Source organism: Caballeronia sp. LZ024 (assembly GCF_031451455.1).
Lineage (GTDB): Bacteria > Pseudomonadota > Gammaproteobacteria > Burkholderiales > Burkholderiaceae > Caballeronia > Caballeronia telluris.
In genome coordinates this window covers 1,244,185-1,261,986 of sequence record NZ_JARUXL010000001.1, presented here as the reverse complement: position 1 = coordinate 1,261,986, position 17,802 = coordinate 1,244,185, and the positions used below count along the sequence as shown (strand labels likewise).

Sequence of the window (17,802 nt, the reverse complement as noted above, 5' to 3'; positions counted from 1 at the left end):
AAGGTTCGCTAGGGAATCATTGCGCGGCATCGCGCAGCGCGGCGGCGCTCGCGACGGGACAGAACACGAGCGCGGCGATCAGCCCGGCGCCGAGCAGCGAAAAGTTGGCCGCGCTCCACGCCGCGCCGCGCACCGCATCGGCTGCGCCGACGCCGAAGATCAGCACGGGGATGTCGAGCGGCAACACCAGCACCGCGAGCAGCACGCCGCCGCCGCGCACGCCGACGGTCAGCGCCGCCCCGATCGCGCCGATCAGGCAAAGCACCGGCGTGCCGACGAAGAGCGACGCCGTGAGGAGCAGCACCGCGCGCGCCGGCAGATCGTACTGAAGCGCGATGACCGGCGTGAGCAGCACGAGCGCGAAGCCGCTCGTCAGCCAGTGCACCGCGATCTTCGCGAACACCATCGCGATGAGCGGCTGCGGCGCGAGCAGCATCAGGTCGAGCGAGCCGTCGTCGAAATCCTGCGCGAAGAGGCGCGGTGCGGCGAGCATCGTCGAGAAGAGCGCTGTGACCCACAGCACGCCCGGCGCGATCGCGTGCAGCAGGCGCACGTCGGCGCCCACCGCGATCGGAAAGAGACTCGTCGCGATGACGAAGAACAGCAAAGCGCCGAGTGCGTCGGCGCGGCGCCGCCAGGTGAGCGCCCATTCGCGGCGCGCGACGCATGCGATCAGGCGAGGCATGAGTCGCTCCGCTCGAAGGAGAACTCACGCGTCGCCGAGGGCGCGGTATCGAGCGGCAGGTGCGTCGTCATCACGACGATGCCGCCGCGCTCGACATGTTCCCCGATACACGCCGCGATGAGCTGCGACGACTCGGCATCGAGCGCGGCGGCGGGTTCGTCGAGCAGCCACAGCGGCTTGGGTTCGAGCAGGAGCCGCGCGATGGCGATGCGCCGCTGCTGCCCCTGCGACAGCGCCCCCGCGAGCCGGTTCGCGCACGCCGCGAGCCCGACGCGCCCGAGCGCGCGATGTTCGGAATGCGTATGCGACGTATCGCACGAAATGGCCGCGCCGAGCCGCGCCGCGAAGCGCAGGTTCTCGACGACGGTCAGGTCCCGGCTCACCGCATTCGCATGCCCGACATACGCGAGCGCGCGGCGCCACGCCAGCGCGTCCTTTCTCGTGTCGGCGCCTTGCCAGCGGATCGTGCCGTGAAACGGACGCAGAAGACCGGCCAGCACGCGCAACAGCGTGGTCTTGCCGCTGCCGTTCGGCCCGTGGATTTGCAGCACCTGTCCGGCGTCGGCCGTCAAGTCGACTGCGTCGAACACCATCTCGCCGCCGCGACAGAACGCGAGATCCGAGACGCACAGCATCGGCGCCCCGCTGACTTCGGTTTCCCCGGCCGAGCGCATCGTTCGCATCGGTCATTTCCCCTTGGCGCCGTGCGCTTCCTGGTCGCGCATCGCCTGCGTCATGTCGGGCAACTGATGCGCGATGCCCTTGTGACAGTCGATGCACGTCTTCTCGCCGGTGCCGAGGAACGTCTGGTGCGCGTTCTGCGCGCGCGGGCTCTGACGCGTGAAGTCCATCGATTCGAACGAGTGGCAATTGCGGCATTCGAGCGAATCGTTCGCTTTCAGGCGCGACCACTCGTGCTCGGCAAGTTCGAGCCGCTTGTCGAGAAACTTCTCGCGCGTGTCGATGGCGCCGAATACCTTCGCCCACACTTCCTTGGACGCCTGCATTTTTCTCGCCATCTTGTCGGTCCAGTTGTGCGGGACGTGACAGTCCGAGCACTTCGCGCGCACGCCGCTGCGGTTCGAAAAATGGATCGTCGACTTTAGTTCGGCGAACGTGTTCTCGCGCATCTCATGGCAGCCGGTGCAGAACGCTTCGGTGCTGCTGAATTCGAGCGCGGTGTTGAACGCGCCCCAGAACACCACGCCCGCGATGAAGCCGCCCAGCGTGAGAAAGCCGAGGCTGTAGTAGGCGCTCGGCCGGTTGATCGTGCGCCAGTAGCGTTTCACCAGGTCGAGCATTGAACGCCCCTAGTTTCCGCGCGCCGGGCTCGCCTTCGGTCCCGGGGCCACGCGGATATCTTCGATGTCCGTGAACGTGTTGCTGACGAGCGGCTGCGTATCGGCTTGCGGAACGTGGCACTGCGTGCAGAAATACCGCCGCGGTGCGAGCGTGCCCAGGGTCGCGCCGGCGCGGTCGGAATAATGAGTAACGCCGATGGGCACCGCTCCGCTTTCCGCCGCGCGGCTGCGCGCATGGCACGACAGGCAACGGTTCGCGTTCTTGTCGACCTGGTAGCCGTCGATCTTGTGAGGGATCGTCGGCGGCTGCTGTGCGTAAGCGCGGCCACGGATCACGTCCCTGTTCTCGGTGGGATAGATGAGCGGAGGTTTTGCCTCCTCGTCGAGCGGCGTCGTGCCGCGCAGTCCGTCGTGAAACGGCTCCGCGGGCACCGTCGGCTGGGCCTGCGGCCCCGGCGGCGCGAGCAGCGAACACACGGCGACGAGTGCGATCCACAGTCGCATGGCAGCCCCCTATACCTTCACGATCCTGACCGCGCACTTCTTGTAGTCGGTCTGGAAGGAAATCGGATCGGTCGCATCCAGCGTCACCTTGTTGATCAACTGGCTCGAGTCGAACCACGGCACGAAGACGAGCCCGCGCGGCGGCTTGTCGCGTCCGCGCGTCTCCACGCGCGTGAGGATATAGCCGCGCCGCGACATCACCTTCACCTCGACGCCGCGCCGCAAACCCAGCGCCTTCGCGTCGTCGGGATGCATGAAGCACACGGCGTTCGGAAACGCGCGATACAGCTCGGGCACGCGTCGCGTCATCGATCCGGAATGCCAGTGTTCGAGCACGCGCCCGGTCGAGAGCCAGAACGGGTATTCCTTGTCGGGCACTTCGGGCGGCGGCTCGTAGGGCAGCGCCCAGATCACGGCGCGCCCGTCCGGATTGCCGTAGAACTGCCAGCCGGTGCCCGCCTTGACGTAGGGATCGGCGCCTTCCTTGTAGCGCCAGCGCGTTTCCTTGCCGTTCACGACCGGCCAGCGCAGGCCGCGCGCGCGGTGATAGTCGTCGAACGGCGCGAGGTCGTGGCCGTGGCCGCGTCCGAACGACGCGTATTCCTCGAAGAGCCCTTTCTGGATGTAGAACCCGAACGCCTTCGCTTCGTCGTTGCGATAGGCGGCGTCGATCTGCGAGGCGGGGAACTTGTCGACGTTGCCGTTGCGGTACAGCACGTCGTAGAGCGTCTTGCCTTTGACGCCCGGCTCTTTCGCGATCAGGTCCGCGGGCCACACCTCCTCGACCTTGAAGCGCTTCGAGAACTCGACGAGCTGCCACAAGTCAGAACGCGCGCCCTCCGGCGGCGGCACGAGCTGATGCCAGAACTGCGTGCGCCGCTCCGCGTTGCCGTAGGCGCCCTCCTTCTCGACCCACATCGCCGAGGGCAGGATCAGGTCGGCGGCCACCGCCGTGGCCGTCGGATAGACCTCCGACACGACGATGAAGTTGTCTGCGTTGCGATAGCCCGGCAGCGTCTCCTGCATCAGGTTGGCGGCCGCCTGCATGTTGTTGTTGACCATCACCCAGTACGCGTTGAGCTTGCCGTCCTTGAGCATGCGGTTCTGCACGACCGCGTGAAAGCCCGGCTTCTCCGGAATGGTGCCTGCCGGGATCTTCCAGATTTCCTCGGCGTGCTTGCGATGCTCGGGGTTGGTCACGACCATGTCCGCCGGCAGCCGGTGCGAGAACGTGCCGACTTCGCGCGCCGTACCGCACGCGGACGGCTGCCCCGTCAGCGAAAACGGACTGTTGCCGGGCGTCGAGATCTTGCCCGTCAGGAGATGGAGGTTGTAGACCATGTTGTTGGCCCACGTGCCGCGCGTATGCTGGTTGAATCCCATCGTCCAGAACGAGACGACCTTGATTTTCGGGTCGGCGTAAAGCTCGGCGAGCTGGTCGAGCTTCACCTTCGGGATGCCCGAGAGTTTCGTCACGTAGGTGGCGTCGTACTTCGAGACGAACTTCACGAACGCGTCGTAGTCCATCGGCTTCGAACCGGTCGCGTCGTTCGCGTTCTTCGCCGCCTTCTGCAGCGGATGATCCGGACGCAGCCCGTAGCCGATGTCGGTGTTGCCTTCCTTGAAGACGGTGTGCTTCGTCACGAAGTCGCGATTCACGCGATTCGTCTTGATGATGTAGTTCGCGATGTAATTCATGATCGCGAGGTCCGACTGCGGCGTGAAGACGAGTTGCTGGTCGGCGAGATCGAAGCTGCGGTGCTCGAACGTCGAGAGCACCGCGACCTTCGTCTGCGGCACACTGAGCTTGCGGTCGGTCACGCGCGTCCAAAGGATCGGGTGCATCTCCGCCATGTTCGAGCCCCACAGCACGAAGGCATCGGCGGCCTCGATGTCGTCGTAGCAGCCCATCGGCTCGTCCATGCCGAAGCTGCGCATGAAGCCCGTCACGGCGGACGCCATGCAGTGGCGCGCGTTCGGGTCGATGTTGTTGCTGCGGAACCCCGCCTTCATCAGCTTGACGGCGGCGTACCCTTCGAAGACCGTCCACTGGCCCGAGCCGAACATGCCGACGGCGGTCGGGCCTTTCGCCTTCAGCACGCGCTTGAACTGCCCGGCCATTTCGTCGAACGCGCGGTCCCAGGACACGGGCGTGAATTCGCCGTCCTTGTCGTACTTGCCGTCCTTGATGCGCAGCAGCGGCGTCGTGAGGCGGTCCTCGCCGTACATGACCTTCGACAGAAAATAGCCCTTGACGCAGTTGAGCCCGCGATTGACTTCCGCCTGCGGATCGCCTTGTGTCGCGACCACCTTGCCCGCCTTCACGCCGACGCTCACGCCGCAGCCCGTCCCGCAAAAGCGGCATGGCGCCTTCGACCACGTGAGATCCCCGCCGACGACCTGCGCTGCACGGTCCGCTCCGGCCGCCAGGACCGGCAGCGTCACGCCGGCGGCCGACGCCGCCGTCGCCGCGGCGGTCTGCCTAATGAACGCCCGCCGGGTCAGTTTCATCGCCAATCTCCTCGTCGAGCGATTCGACGTCTTCGTGATGCTGGTAGATCAGCGCCGCCGAATGGACGCCCGGCAGCGCGTGAATGGCCTCGAGTTGTCCGACGATATCGGCGGAGCGGTTCGCCTCCAGCGTGACGACCAGTTTTCCCGCCGGGCTGATTGCATGAATCACCGCGCCCGGAATGACCGATATCGATTCGCGAATCGATTCGAGATGCGTGCGATTCGCGTGGACGACAATTCCTGCAATGTGCGCCTCCGCCATTTCCGCTTTCGAATCTCTTGCCGTGCTTTCCGCATTTGCACCGGAGCTTGTTTCGCCGTTTGAATTGGCATCGGCAATCGTTTCAAATGCGCAGACGGGCATTTCGCAGTTCCTTGTTCCGACCGCATGAGTGCGCAACGACGCCAACCGCCCATGCGGATTTAGTAATAATCAGTGAGGCGGGCCGCCGATCAGCAGTTGATAGAACCAGACCGCAAAGCCATACGTAGCAATGAAGATAACGGTCGAAACAGGAACCATGACCGCCGTCAGAAAGACGAAGCTGCGCAGTTCTTCCGTTTTGCGAAGGTTGTTTTCTGCGTCTGTCATGGCGCGTGGCCGTCGATTCGGGCGATCCGGCGGATATAGTGCGGGGGATTCCGATTTATTGTTGTCGCCAGGCCGGCATTCGTCAAGGACAAAATGTTCTTTATATTTACAACGATTATTTATCAGAATGTGCGCCTGCATTACTACGCGGCCTGAATCCATTAAACGCTTCGCGAGCTCGACCTATTGCAATTCGTGCAACGGTTTCCGCTTTCCTCAATAAACGCCTCTGATTATTCGAAGGCTGGAAAATGACGCGCGACGATCGGCGCCGCCGTGCGCGATGGGAACACTCATTGCTGAATTCGATGCAGACGGCCAGACGAGCCGCCGACATTTCAGGAGCTAACATGAGCATCCCAACCTCTTCTACATCGGGCGGTGCCACGATCGTCGGCAAGGGCGCCGCAACGGCCGATGGCCCCGGCCCCGACGTCATGGCGGCCAGCACGATCGACGGCAACACGGTCATGAGCAGCGATGGCGACGACGTCGGCTCGATCAAGGAAATCATGCTCGACGTGCGGCAAGGGCGCATTGCCTATGCGGTGATGTCGAGCGGCGGCTTTCTCGGTATCGGCGACAAGCTGCTCGCGATTCCGTGGAGCGCCCTCACGCTCGATACCGACAAGAAGTGTTTCCGGCTCGCCGCGACCTCGGAGCAGGTCCGCAATTCGCCGGGATTCGACAAGGACGCGTGGCCTCTGATGGCGGAGAAGCAATGGGCGAGCACCGTACATCAGCATTACGGGCGCGAGCCGTACTGGTCGTCGGATGTGCGCGACACGGGAGCGATACCGCCGGCGGGCGTCGATGCGCCCGAAGCAGGCGGCGTGAAACTTTGAGGAGGTGCGGGTCGTCCGCCGGGCGTTCTACGGTCGGCGGCCGACGGCCCGGTGTGCTACGCGAGCGGCTTACTTGCTCGTATCGGCGTGGCCGAATTGCAGGCTGGCGAAATCCATGTCGTCCATGAGGGCGGCCAGCACGTCGTTGGCGAAGTCCTCTACGGCGACGTGCCATTCGACCGTACCGACCGCAAAGTCGTTCGGGCTGGGCTTGCCTTGCGCCTTGCGGATCGCACCGATACTCATGCTCAACGCTCGGGCGCGCTGAAAATGCGGGTCGTCGGATTCGAAGAAGGGATCGTGGTCGTGTTCCATGAATGCTATTTCGGCACGATCCGCGCGAACTTTAGCCGGATCGAAGATAAATTTGAGCCCCGAAGTATACGGGATTCGCGCGAACTCGCTTTTTTATGCGCGTACGATCGTTCGACTGGGTTCTGCCGACAGGAGGAAAGCCGCTGATGAAGGCTTACGGGAATCTCGCGGGGAACTCAGGCGTGCGAGCCTTTGAAGTTTTGCGCGACGGCATTCGCGTGCGATTCGCGAATGGCTCGACGTATCTCTACGATCATCGCGTGCCCGGACGGGAGCATGTCGAAGAAATGAAGCGCCTTGCGGTCGCGGGCCGTGGACTGAGTACTTATATCGCGCAGTTTGGTGGGGACTACGCGGGGAAGGTGGAGTGACGGGCGCGGCGACGCCGCCTGATGATGGAAGCGTGGGCTGGCGAGTTGAGGTAATAGACGCCCGCCTTTCGAGGGCGGCTATCGGCGGAATTTGGTTTCGAAAAAGCTAGACTTCGCGCGTGTAGGACGCAAATCGACAACCACGGCTTCCTTACACGTCAGCCGGATATTAAGGCCAACATTTTGATGCAAGGTCGAGTTGAATCAAACCTGGCGGCGTCTGTGCAAGCGCCATTTCCATATTCGTCGCTTCGTCCACCATACGGTTCACGTCGATATCCGACGCTCGGATATCCAGAAAGTCGAGCATGGCGATGTAGTCGCGTTGCCTCTATTCGGCGCGCGCCTCGTCCCTTGCTGTATAGCTCCAGCGCTCAAACGAATCCGTCGGCTTCGACATGCCCGCGTAGTGGGCGATTTTTTCTGGTTTTTTTGATAACCCGAAAAAACAAAAGCCCTGTAACTCATTCAAGTTACAGGGCTTTATGACTGACTCTGGCGGAGAGACGGGGATTCGAACCCCGGATAGGTTTTACCCTATACACGCTTTCCAGGCGTGCGACTTAAACCGCTCATCCATCTCTCCGGCAAGACGCAGAGTATAGCAAACTCCGCCGGCCCTGCCAGCCCCTGCCTACGGGTGACGGATATAGTCCACGAGCGCGCGCGTATACGCATCGGGCTTGTCGCGGTCGAAGAGACTCACCGCGATCGCCACGACGAATCCCGCCGGCACACCAAACACGCCTGAACTGATCGGCTCGATGCCGAACCATCGCGCCCCCGCGAAACCGGTCATCTGCGTGAAGAACGGATACGTCGAGACGATGTAATAAACGCACACGACGAGCCCCGCCATCATCCCCGCCACCGCGCCGCGCCGGGTCGTGCGCTTCCAGAAGACGCCGAGCACAAGTACAGGAAAGAGACTCGACGCCGCCAGCGAAAACGCCGCCCCCACCAGAAACAGGATATTTCCCGTATTCAGCGACGCCACATAGGACGCGAACAGCGCCACGCCAAGCAGCAGAATCTTCGAAATCGTCACGCGCCGCTGGCTCGTCGCGCTCCGGTCGACCATGCAGTAGTACACGTCGTGCGAGAGCGCGTTCGCGATCGTGAGCAACAGACCGTCCGCCGTCGAAAGCGCCGCCGCCAGCGCGCCCGCCGCGATCAGCCCCGAGATCACATACGGCAGCCCGGCAATTTCGGGCGCCGCCAGCACCACCATGTCCGGCTGCATCTGGATGCCGGCCCAGCGCACGATGCCGTCGCCGTTGATGTCGGTGATGCGGATCAGGTACGGCTCGACCTTGCGCCATTGCATGACCCATTGCGGCAGATCGACGAACCGGTGGCCGACGAGCCCCGACAAAATCTCGTGCTTGATCAGCACCGCGAGCACGGGCACCGTCAGGTAGAAGAGCGCGACGAAGAAGAGCGTCCAGCCGACCGAGCGCCGCGCCGACGCCACCGAGGTCGTCGTGTTGTAGCGCGTGAGGATGTGCGGCAGGCTCGCCGTGCCGAGCGACAGGCACAAGAGCAGCGACAGAAAGTTACGCTGATGCACGCGCCGGCTCTCCTCCTCGGCAGCCCCCGCTGATGCGACCGGAAACGCCTGCGCCATCGGCACGGGCGCGGCCACGCGTTCGAGCAGCGCATCGCGCTCGCGCGACCATTTGGCGAGCGCATCGGCGGGATCTTTTGGGAACGCTTCGAGTTCGCGCTCGCGCGCGCTGATCTCGCGCAGCGGCCCGTTATGCCGCCGCAGTTCCGCGATCGCGTACACGAGCCGCCCGTACTCGCTGCGATACGACTGCGGCAGCGTGTCGATGCGTGACTGGATCTGCGCGGCCTGACGCCGGTAGTCGTCGCGCACCCGCGCTTCCTCGGGCGAGTCTGCGACCATCCGTTCGAGCGATTCGACGCGCTCCATCACGCGTCCGTAGTTCAGTTGCGGCAGCCAGCCAAGCCCTTCGCGATGCGCGATCATCGAGACCGGGATCAGCATCGCGCTGATCAGGATGATGTACTGCGCGACCTGCGTCCACGTAACGGCGCGCATGCCGCCGAGAAACGAGCACACGAGAATGCCCGCGAGCCCGCAGAAGATGCCGATCGCGAAGTCAATGCCGATAAAGCGCGACGCAATCAGCCCGATGCCCTGGATCTGCGCGACGAGATAGACGAACGAACAGAGGATCGCGGCGAACGCGGCGAGTCCGCGCACGAGGTTGCTGGAAAAGCGCGTGCCGAGGAAATCGGGGATCGTGTAGCGCGCGAGCTTGCGCACGTAGGGCGCGAGCAGGAACGCGACGAGGCAGTAGCCGCTCGTCCAGCCCATCACGTAGGCGAGGCCGTCGTAGCCGCTCGCGTAGATCGAACCGGCCAGCCCGATGAACGATGCCGCCGACAGCCAGTCGGCCGCCGTCGCCATGCCGTTGAACGCGGACGGCACGCGCCGCCCCGCGACGTAGTATTCGACGAGATCGGACGTGCGCGACAGAAGGCCGATCACCGCATAGACCGCGATCGGCACGAACAGGAACACGTAGCCAATCCACATGCCGGGGCCGGTCACGCGCTCGATGCGCTCCATCACGAAGATGAAGAAGAAAAAGCCGACCGTATAGAGCGCGTAGTAGACGATCAGGCGGTTGGTCAGCTTCATGTCTGCCCGCCGGCCGCGCGCGAGGCTCGCAAAAGGCGCGCATCGGCGAACTGCATCAGCACGATATAGACGACGATCAGCGCGACATACACGAGGATCGCGCCCTGCGCGCCGAAGTAGAACGGCAGCGGGAAGCCCGCGATGCGCACGTCCTCGAGCCGCGACGCCACGAGCGGCAAGCCGAACGACACGACGAAGCCGAGCGCCATCAGCACGGCGATCAGCGCGACGTTGAAGCGCCAGTAAGCGCGATGCGCGCGCGCCATTGCCGCCGATACGGGCGGCGCTTCGGGCGTGCGTTGGGAAGGGGTCTCGACGGGCATGCGACTGTTTACCAAAACCGCGCCGCGCGGGCAATCAGGATCGACCGCTGCAATGCAAAACGGCTGCCCGAGGGCAGCCGTTTTGCACGAAGGCTCAACCGCGAACGTTCATTTCGCTTCGCCGAGCTGGTCGAGAATCGCGGGATTTTCGAGCGTCGAGACGTCCTGCGTGATCGCCTCGCCCTTCGCGAGCGAGCGCAACAGGCGCCGCATGATCTTGCCCGAACGCGTCTTCGGCAGGTTCTCGCCGAAGCGGATGTCCTTCGGCTTCGCGATCGGACCGATCTCCTTCGCGACCCACGCGCGCAGTTCGTTCGCGATCTTCGTGCCCTCCTCGCCCTCGGGGCGCTCACGCTTGAGCACCACGAACGCGACGACGGCTTCGCCCGTCGTGTCGTCCGGACGGCCGACGACCGCCGCTTCCGCGACAAGCGGATTCGCGACCAGCGCCGACTCGATCTCCATCGTGCCGAGCCGGTGACCGGAGACGTTTAGCACGTCGTCGATACGGCCCATGATCGTGAAGTAGCCGGTGTCCTTGTCGCGCACGGCGCCGTCGCCGGCGAGATACAGCTTGCCGCCGAGTTCTTCGGGGAAGTAGCTCGTCTGATAGCGCTTCGGGTCGCCCCACACGTTGCGCAGCATCGACGGCCAGGGACGCTTGACGACCAGGATGCCGCCCTGCCCGTTCGGCACGTCCTGGCCGGTTTCGTCGACGATCGCCGCCATGATGCCCGGCAACGGCAGCGTGCACGAACCCGGCACCAGCGGCGTCGCGCCCGGCAGCGGCGTGATCATGTGCCCGCCGGTCTCGGTCTGCCACCACGTATCGACGATCGGGCACTTCCCGCCGCCGACGTTCTCGTGATACCACATCCACGCTTCCGGATTGATCGGCTCGCCAACCGTGCCGAGGATGCGCAGCGTCGACAGGTCGTAGCTCTTCGGATGCACCTTCGCATCGGCTTCCGAGACCTTGATGAGCGAGCGGATCGCGGTGGGCGCCGTGTAGAAGATCGTGACCTTGTGCTTGCCGATCATCTCCCAGAAGCGGCCCGCGTTCGGATAGGTCGGCACGCCCTCGAACATGACCTGGGTCGCGCCGATCGCGGGCGGCCCGTAGGTGATGTAGCTGTGTCCCGTGATCCAGCCGATATCGGCAGTACACCAGAAGATGTCGTCCGGCTTCATGTCGAACGTCCACTTCGTGGTCTGCGCGGCCCACAGCAGGATGCCGCCGGTGCTGTGCTGCACGCCCTTCGGCTTGCCCGTCGAGCCCGACGTGTAGAGGATGAAGAGCGGATGCTCGGCGCTCACCCATTCCGGCTCGCACTGGTCGGATTCGTTCTCGACGAGTTCGTGCATCCATTGGTCGCGGCCTTCGGTCCACGCGACCTTGCCGCCGGTCCTGCGATAGACGATCACGTTCTTCACCGCCTCGCAGCCGCCGGCCGCGAGCGCTTCGTCGGCGATGTTCTTGAGCGGCAACGCCTTGCCGCCGCGCATCTGTTCGTCGGCGGTGATGAGCGCGACCGCGCCCACGTCGACGAGCCGCTCGTTCAGCGACTTCGACGAGAACCCGCCGAACACGACCGAATGCGTCGCGCCGATGCGCGCGCAGGCCTGCATCGCGACGACGCCTTCCACCGACATCGGCAGATAGATCACGACGCGGTCGCCCTTCTTCACGCCCTGCTTCTTCAGCGCGTTCGCGAAACGCGAGACGCGCGAGAGCAGGTCCTGATACGTGACGTTGGTGACGGTGCCGTCGTCCGCTTCGAAGATGATCGCGTTCTTCGCGCCGTTGCCCGCTTCGACGTGACGGTCGATGCAGTTGTACGACGCGTTGAGTTCGCCGTCCTCGAACCAGGTGTAGAACGGCGCGTTCGATTCGTCGAGCACCTTCGTGAACGGCTTGTGCCACGCGAGCGTTTCGCGCGCGATGCGCGCCCAGAAGCCTTCGTAGTCGCGCTCGGCTTCGTCGGCCAAGGCCTTGTAGGCGTCCATGCCGGAAATCGCGGCATGGGCCGAAGCCTTGTCGGAAGGCGGGAAAATGCGGCGTTCCTGGAGTACGGATTCAATCGCAGACATCGACAACCCCTTTGATGGTGAATCTAAAATCGTCGGCGCGCGTGGGCACGGGCCGCATGTTCCGTTTGACGCGGGACGCGCATTCGCGCCTCGCAGCTGACTGTGTCTCCTGCTTCGACGAGCGTTCGTTGCCGCGGTGCAGCACGTTCGTTCGTCGACCTGTATGTCCGGCCTTTATCTCCACGATAAGCCTCCCGCCTTACCCGCTTCTTACGCGCCGCCGCCAATCGACACGGGGTATACGAGAGGGTCGCGCGGCTTCTACAATGCGCGCCTGGATTTCGATCCACGCGGCCGTAAAGCGCCCGGCCTGCATGCGTCCCTACAATCGTAACTGAACTCGCCGTCCGGATTCCAGCTTGAATCGATACGCCTTGTACCTTATCGCAGCCATGCTGCTCGTCGGCAGCAATGTCGGTGTCGGCAAGTCGATTGTCGCGTTCGTTCCCGTCACGCTGTTCGCCCTCCTGCGCTTCGTGATCGCCATCGCGGTGCTGTGGCCGCTCCTGCGGCCGTCGAAGATGAGGCGCGTCGCGCGCGGCGAATGGATCAACCTGTTCCTGCAGGCGCTCTTCGGCACGTTCATGTTCACGCTGCTCATGCTCAACGGCGTGCAGCGCACCAGCGCGGTCGCGGCGGGCGTCATCACGAGCACGATCCCGGCGGTCGTCGCGCTCTTCGCGTGGCTCTTTCTCAAGGAGCGGCCGAACGGCCGCGCGCTCGTGTCGATCGCGCTGGCGATCGCGGGCGTCGTCGTCATCAACGTCGCGCAGAGTGCGCATGGCGCGCTCGCAGGCACGGCCAGGGAGAGTTCGCTCGCCGGCAACCTCATGGTGCTCGGCGCCGTGTGCTGCGAATCCTTCTACGTAATCCTCTCGCGCCGCCTCACGGAGACACTGCCCGCCATCGACATCTGCGCGTACACGCATGGCTTCGGGCTCCTGCTGATGCTGCCGCTGGGTCTCCCGGCGCTCCTCTCCTTCGACTACGCGAGCGTCGGCGCGGGAACCTGGACGCTCGTGCTGTGGTACGGGCTCTCGGCGAGCATTTTCTCGTTCTGGCTGTGGATGAAGGGCATCCGCCACGTCGACGGCAGCCTCGCCGGCGTGTTCTCGGCCGTCCTGCCGATCGCGGCTGCGGTGTACGGCATCGTGTTCCTCGGCGAGCGGCCGACGATAGCGCATGGCATCGCGCTCGCGTGCGTGGTCGCGGGCATCGCGCTCGCGAGCATCCGCCCACGCCAGGTTCCGCCGATGGCCTCCTGAGCGCGCCGCCTTCGGCTCGCGCCCTCACCTCGCGCCGGGCGCCTTCGGCGAACCTTACGATCGACACGCTACAATTGCGGGTTCCCCAATCCGGCATTCGTCCAACCTGAAGCCCATGTCCGCTCCCAAGCACGTTCCCGGCTCGCCCCGCCCGATGGGCCCGCTCCCGAGGCTCATCTTCATGAGCCGCTGGCTGCAAGTGCCGCTTTATCTCGGCCTGATCGTCGCGCAGGGCGTCTACGTCGTGCTGTTTCTGAAGGAAGTGTGGCACCTCGTCTCGCACGCCTTCACGCTCGACGAAACCAACATCATGCTGGTCGTGCTCGGCCTGATCGACGTGGTGATGATCTCGAACCTGCTCATCATGGTGATCGTCGGCGGCTATGAGACCTTTGTCTCGCGGCTCGGCGTGGAAGGCCATCCGGACGAGCCCGAATGGCTCGATCACGTCAACGCGGGCGTGCTGAAGGTGAAGCTTTCGATGGCGCTCATCAGCATCTCGTCGATCCATCTGCTGAAAACCTTCATCGATCCGGATCAGCACTCGCAAAGCGCCGTGATGTGGCAGGTGCTCATTCACCTCGCGTTCCTGCTGTCCGCGCTCATCATGGCGTGGGTCGACCGCCTGACCACGCATACACATCCGCAGCATTTCCATAACGAGTCGGTCGCGCCCGCCCGCGCGACTGACTGAGCGCATCGCCGAGCGCCGCAGAGCGCGAGAGTCCAATCCCGTCCCCAAGAGCCCAAGCCATGACCGTCATCAAACAGGAAGACCTGATCCAGAGCATCGCCGATTCGCTCCAGTACATCAGCTACTACCATCCGCTCGACTACATCCAGGCGCTCGGCCGCGCCTACGAGCTGGAGGAAAGCCCGGCCGCGAAGGACGCGATCGCGCAGATCCTGACCAACAGCCGCATGTGCGCGGAAGGCAAACGGCCGATCTGCCAGGACACCGGCATCGTCACGGTCTTCGTGAAGGTCGGCATGGACGTGCGCTGGGCAAGTGAAAACGGCAGTGCCACGATGGGCGTCACCGAGATGATCAACGAAGGCGTGCGCCGCGGTTACCTGAACCCGGACAACGTGCTGCGCGCGTCGATCGTGAGCCCGCCCGAAGGCGAACGCAAGAACACGAAGGACAACACGCCGGCCGTGATCCACTACGAGATCGTGCCCGGCGACAAGGTCGACGTGCAGGTCGCGGCGAAGGGCGGCGGCTCGGAGAACAAGTCGAAATTCGCGATGCTGAATCCGTCGGATTCGATCGTCGACTGGATTCTCAAGACCGTGCCGACGATGGGCGCGGGCTGGTGCCCGCCGGGCATGCTCGGCATCGGCATCGGCGGCACGGCCGAGAAGGCGATGGTGATGGCGAAGGAGTCGCTCATGGACCCGATCGACATCCAGGACATCATCGCGCGCGGCCCGAAGGACTGGATCGAGGAGCTGCGTATCGAGCTGCACGAGAAGGTCAATGCGCTCGGCATCGGCGCGCAGGGTCTCGGCGGCCTTGCCACCGTTCTCGACGTCAAGATCATGGCGGCGCCGACGCACGCGGCATCGAAGCCGGTCGCGATCATCCCGAACTGCGCGGCGACGCGCCACGCGCACTTCACGCTCGACGGTTCGGGCGTCGCGAAGCTCGAAGCGCCGTCGCTCGACGCGTGGCCGAAGGTGAACTGGGAGCCGAACACGGAAACGAGCCAGCGCGTCGACCTGAACACGCTGACGCCGGAGCAGGTCGCCGCGTGGAAGCCGGGCCAGACGCTCCTGCTCTCCGGCAAGATGCTCACGGGTCGCGACGCCGCGCACAAGCGCATCGCGGACATGCTGGCGAAGGGTGAAAAACTGCCGGTCGATTTCAAGAATCGTGTGATCTATTACGTCGGCCCGGTCGATCCGGTACGCGACGAAGTCGTCGGCCCGGCGGGCCCGACCACCGCGACGCGCATGGACAAGTTCACCGAACTGATGCTTTCCCAGACCGGCCTCATCTCGATGATCGGCAAGGCCGAGCGCGGCCCGGTCGCGATCGAGGCGATCAAGAAGCACAACGCGGCCTACCTGATGGCGGTCGGCGGCGCGGCGTATCTGGTGTCGAAGGCGATCCGCGGCGCGAAAGTCGTCGCCTTCGAGGACCTCGGCATGGAAGCGATCTACGAATTCGACGTGCAGGACATGCCGGTGACGGTGGCGGTCGATTCGTCGGGCACGTCGGTGCACAAGACGGGGCCGGCCGAATGGCAGGCGAAGATCGGCAAGATTCCCGTCGCGACGGCCTGATGCGGGACCGCTGAATAATTACCCGCCTATGAAAACCGGGCGTGGCCGCCCGGTTTTTTATTCAGCAGTGTCATTGCCATAAAGAGATTCGTTCTCATTTTCATCTGAAACAAAAGATTTTTATCTAACCTTGGCAATTTTCTCTGCAAGGTTTATCGTTCAAAGATTCCGAGAAGCAGTACGCCCCGAACAAGGAACAATCATGCAAGGCGACCCGAAAGTCATCGAATACCTGAACTCGCAGTTGAAGAACGAACTGACTGCGATCAATCAATATTTCCTGCACGCCCGGATGTACAAGCATTGGGGCCTGGAGCGCCTGAACAAGCACGAATACGACGAATCGATCGGCGAAATGAAGCACGCCGACTGGCTGATCCAGCGTGTATTCATGCTCGACGGCCTGCCGAATCTGCAGGATCTGCACAAGCTTTTGATCGGCGAAGAGACCAAAGAGATTCTCGAATGCGACCTGAAGCTCGAACAGATTTCGCAAAGCACGTGCAAGGAAGCAATCGTTTATTGCGAGTCGGTGCGCGATTTCGTCTCGCGTGAAATTTTCGTGAGGATTCTCGACGATACCGAAGAGCACATCGACTGGCTCGAAACGCAACTCGATCTGATCGACAAGGTCGGTATTCAGAATTACCAGCAAACTATGATGGGCGAAGGCGAATAAGTCTCGCGCATCGTGTCGTTGTCCGTTTTGCAAACCAACTCACCCTTCGAGCGCGCCGTCCCCGTGACGAGCGCGCCCGTCGGCGTTTTCGATTCCGGGCTCGGCGGGCTGTCCGTGCTGCGCGCGGTGCGCACGGCGCTCCCGCACGAGCCGCTCGTCTACGTCGCCGACTCGCTCCATGCGCCGTATGGCGAGCGCGACGACGATTTCATCGTCGACCGCACGATGGCGATCGGCCAATGGCTCGCCGCCCGCGGGGCCAAGGCGCTGGTCGTCGCGTGCAATACGGCGACCGCGCAGTCGATCGCTTTCGTGCGCGAGCGGCTATCCATTCCGCTGATCGGCGTGGAACCCGGTGTCAAACCGGCAGCGTCATTGTCGAAGACGCGCGTCGTCGGGGTGCTCGCGACCGCCGTCACCTTGCGCAGCCTGCGTTTTCAGGCGCTGCTCGACCGTTACGCGGCCGATTGCCGCTTCATCTGCCAGCCGGGACATGGTCTCGTGCAGTCCGTCGAGCGCTGCGACACCCGCTCGCCCGAACTGATGGCGCTGCTCGCAGGCTATCTCCAGCCGATGCTCGACGCCGGCGCCGACACGCTCGTGCTGGGCTGCACGCACTACCCTTTCCTCCACGAAGCGATCCGCTCGATCGCGGGCGATCGCCTGCACATCGTCGATACGAGCGTCGCCATTGCGCGCCAGCTCGAACGGCAGCTCGACCTCCACGGCCTGCGCGCCGCCCCGTCGGCATCGGCCCCGCTCCCGCTCTTTTATTCCACCGCCGATGGCGAATCGCAGCGCCAGCTCGCAGCGACACTCCTTGGCATCGACACGCGCGTTCAGCACGTCGTCATCCCGTCGCGCCGCACCCAGCCGCTCCGGTCCGACGCGGCGTGATGCGTCCCTGAATACCGGACGCCTCGTCAGCCCGGTCGCACCGGTCGCTCTGGAAAACCCTTCCTACTTCCTTGTTTTGTTACATTAAACACAGACACGCGCTTGCAAACACGCTGATACTGAATGATAATAGTTCGCATTAACCCTAGCTATCGCGACTGATCATGATCGTCTGTGTGTGCAAGTCCGTATCCGACCGCAAGATCCGCACGGCCATCGCCGGTGGCGTCGATTCGTTCGACGAACTGCAATTCGAGCTCGGCGTCGCGCTATGCTGCGGGAAGTGCGAGGAATCGGTGCGGGACGTGATGCTGCAAAGCGGCGTCTGCGCGTCGCGCTGCGGCGTGGGGCACGAGCACCATGCCGTTCCGCTGACGTTTTACGAACGCAAGGCCGCCTGACGCTTCACACCCGTGTGGCGCCGGAAAAGCCATTGCGCGCTTTGCCGGATGCTGCATCG

General features: G+C 63.8%; 20 protein-coding genes and 1 tRNA gene. 8 read left to right on the top strand and 13 right to left on the bottom strand.

All coding sequences use genetic code 11. The features are described from left to right. Window positions 1–16 precede the first annotated feature (16 nt). From ccmB to napE, 7 genes are read right to left on the bottom strand one after another with little or no spacing between them, the layout of a single operon-like run. On the bottom strand, window positions 17–685 hold the full coding sequence (gene ccmB / locus QCE48_RS05690) for a heme exporter protein CcmB (protein WP_309788173.1): 669 nt from the start codon (window positions 683–685) through the stop codon (window positions 17–19). Then, window positions 673–1,368 (bottom strand): cytochrome c biogenesis heme-transporting ATPase CcmA, encoded by a 696-nt coding sequence (gene ccmA / locus QCE48_RS05685; RefSeq protein ID WP_309788172.1) that lies wholly within the window; start codon window positions 1,366–1,368, stop codon window positions 673–675. The genes ccmB and ccmA overlap by 13 nt, the downstream gene beginning before the upstream one ends. A 3-nt stretch (window positions 1,369–1,371) precedes the next feature. After that, complete coding sequence (locus tag QCE48_RS05680) at window positions 1,372–1,986, bottom strand: NapC/NirT family cytochrome c (protein ID WP_309788171.1); 615 nt, start codon at window positions 1,984–1,986, stop codon at window positions 1,372–1,374. A 9-nt stretch (window positions 1,987–1,995) separates the two neighbouring features. Then, a complete protein-coding gene (locus QCE48_RS05675; protein ID WP_309788170.1) occupies window positions 1,996–2,490 on the bottom strand; it encodes a nitrate reductase cytochrome c-type subunit in 495 nt (164 codons plus the stop codon). Window positions 2,491–2,499: 9 nt separating this feature from the next. Then, window positions 2,500–5,001, bottom strand: a complete 2,502-nt coding sequence (gene napA / locus QCE48_RS05670; RefSeq protein WP_309788169.1) for a periplasmic nitrate reductase subunit alpha — start codon at window positions 4,999–5,001, stop codon at window positions 2,500–2,502. Continuing rightward, window positions 4,973–5,413 (bottom strand): chaperone NapD, encoded by a 441-nt coding sequence (locus QCE48_RS05665; protein ID WP_309794093.1) that lies wholly within the window; start codon window positions 5,411–5,413, stop codon window positions 4,973–4,975. The genes napA and QCE48_RS05665 overlap by 29 nt, the downstream gene beginning before the upstream one ends. Window positions 5,414–5,437: 24 nt before the next feature. Further along, window positions 5,438–5,596 (bottom strand): periplasmic nitrate reductase, NapE protein, encoded by a 159-nt coding sequence (gene napE / locus QCE48_RS05660; RefSeq protein ID WP_309788367.1) that lies wholly within the window; start codon window positions 5,594–5,596, stop codon window positions 5,438–5,440. 350 nt (window positions 5,597–5,946) lie between these two features. Between napE and QCE48_RS05655 the strand changes: the two genes are divergently transcribed. After that, a complete protein-coding gene (locus QCE48_RS05655) occupies window positions 5,947–6,441 on the top strand; it encodes a PRC-barrel domain-containing protein (RefSeq protein WP_309788167.1) in 495 nt (164 codons plus the stop codon). Window positions 6,442–6,510: 69 nt separating this feature from the next. On the opposite strand, the gene QCE48_RS05650 is transcribed toward QCE48_RS05655, so the two are convergent. Further along, complete coding sequence (locus tag QCE48_RS05650) at window positions 6,511–6,756, bottom strand: hypothetical protein (RefSeq protein WP_309788166.1); 246 nt, start codon at window positions 6,754–6,756, stop codon at window positions 6,511–6,513. Window positions 6,757–6,938: 182 nt separating this feature from the next. Here QCE48_RS05650 and QCE48_RS05645 point away from each other — a divergent pair, with 182 nt between their 5' ends. Beyond that, on the top strand, window positions 6,939–7,127 hold the full coding sequence (locus QCE48_RS05645; RefSeq protein ID WP_309788165.1) for a hypothetical protein: 189 nt from the start codon (window positions 6,939–6,941) through the stop codon (window positions 7,125–7,127). Between the two features lie 169 nt (window positions 7,128–7,296). Here QCE48_RS05645 and QCE48_RS05640 read toward each other — a convergent pair whose 3' ends face one another. From QCE48_RS05640 to acs, 5 genes are all read right to left on the bottom strand, one after another. Then, the gene (locus tag QCE48_RS05640; RefSeq protein WP_309788164.1) at window positions 7,297–7,437 is read right to left on the bottom strand and encodes a hypothetical protein; all 141 of its coding nucleotides are present in this window, start codon (window positions 7,435–7,437) and stop codon (window positions 7,297–7,299) included. A 186-nt stretch (window positions 7,438–7,623) separates the two neighbouring features. Further along, a tRNA-Ser gene (locus QCE48_RS05635) sits at window positions 7,624–7,713 on the bottom strand. Window positions 7,714–7,761: 48 nt separating this feature from the next. After that, window positions 7,762–9,798, bottom strand: coding sequence for a sodium:solute symporter family protein (locus QCE48_RS05630; RefSeq protein ID WP_309788163.1), 2,037 nt, complete (start codon window positions 9,796–9,798; stop codon window positions 7,762–7,764). Then, window positions 9,795–10,121, bottom strand: a complete 327-nt coding sequence (locus tag QCE48_RS05625; protein WP_309788162.1) for a DUF4212 domain-containing protein — start codon at window positions 10,119–10,121, stop codon at window positions 9,795–9,797. Before QCE48_RS05625 ends, QCE48_RS05630 begins: the two co-directional genes overlap by 4 nt. Window positions 10,122–10,229: 108 nt before the next feature. Then, window positions 10,230–12,212, bottom strand: a complete 1,983-nt coding sequence (acs, locus tag QCE48_RS05620; RefSeq protein ID WP_309788161.1) for an acetate--CoA ligase — start codon at window positions 12,210–12,212, stop codon at window positions 10,230–10,232. A 359-nt stretch (window positions 12,213–12,571) separates the two neighbouring features. Between acs and QCE48_RS05615 the strand changes: the two genes are divergently transcribed. From QCE48_RS05615 to QCE48_RS05590, 6 genes are all read left to right on the top strand, one after another. Beyond that, the gene (locus QCE48_RS05615) at window positions 12,572–13,477 is read left to right on the top strand and encodes a DMT family transporter (RefSeq protein WP_309788159.1); all 906 of its coding nucleotides are present in this window, start codon (window positions 12,572–12,574) and stop codon (window positions 13,475–13,477) included. A 115-nt stretch (window positions 13,478–13,592) separates the two neighbouring features. Then, entirely contained in the window at window positions 13,593–14,171 is a 579-nt protein-coding gene (locus tag QCE48_RS05610; RefSeq protein ID WP_309788158.1) for a TIGR00645 family protein, read from the top strand. Between the two features lie 59 nt (window positions 14,172–14,230). Beyond that, on the top strand, window positions 14,231–15,766 hold the full coding sequence (locus QCE48_RS05605) for a fumarate hydratase (RefSeq protein ID WP_309788157.1): 1,536 nt from the start codon (window positions 14,231–14,233) through the stop codon (window positions 15,764–15,766). Window positions 15,767–15,968: 202 nt separating this feature from the next. Further along, window positions 15,969–16,445 (top strand): bacterioferritin, encoded by a 477-nt coding sequence (gene bfr / locus QCE48_RS05600; RefSeq protein ID WP_309788156.1) that lies wholly within the window; start codon window positions 15,969–15,971, stop codon window positions 16,443–16,445. A 12-nt stretch (window positions 16,446–16,457) separates the two neighbouring features. Then, a complete protein-coding gene (gene murI / locus QCE48_RS05595; protein ID WP_404983293.1) occupies window positions 16,458–17,342 on the top strand; it encodes a glutamate racemase in 885 nt (294 codons plus the stop codon). A gap of 164 nt (window positions 17,343–17,506) precedes the next feature. Further along, on the top strand, window positions 17,507–17,743 hold the full coding sequence (locus QCE48_RS05590) for a bacterioferritin-associated ferredoxin (RefSeq protein ID WP_087632948.1): 237 nt from the start codon (window positions 17,507–17,509) through the stop codon (window positions 17,741–17,743). The last annotated feature ends 59 nt before the right edge of the window (window positions 17,744–17,802 follow it).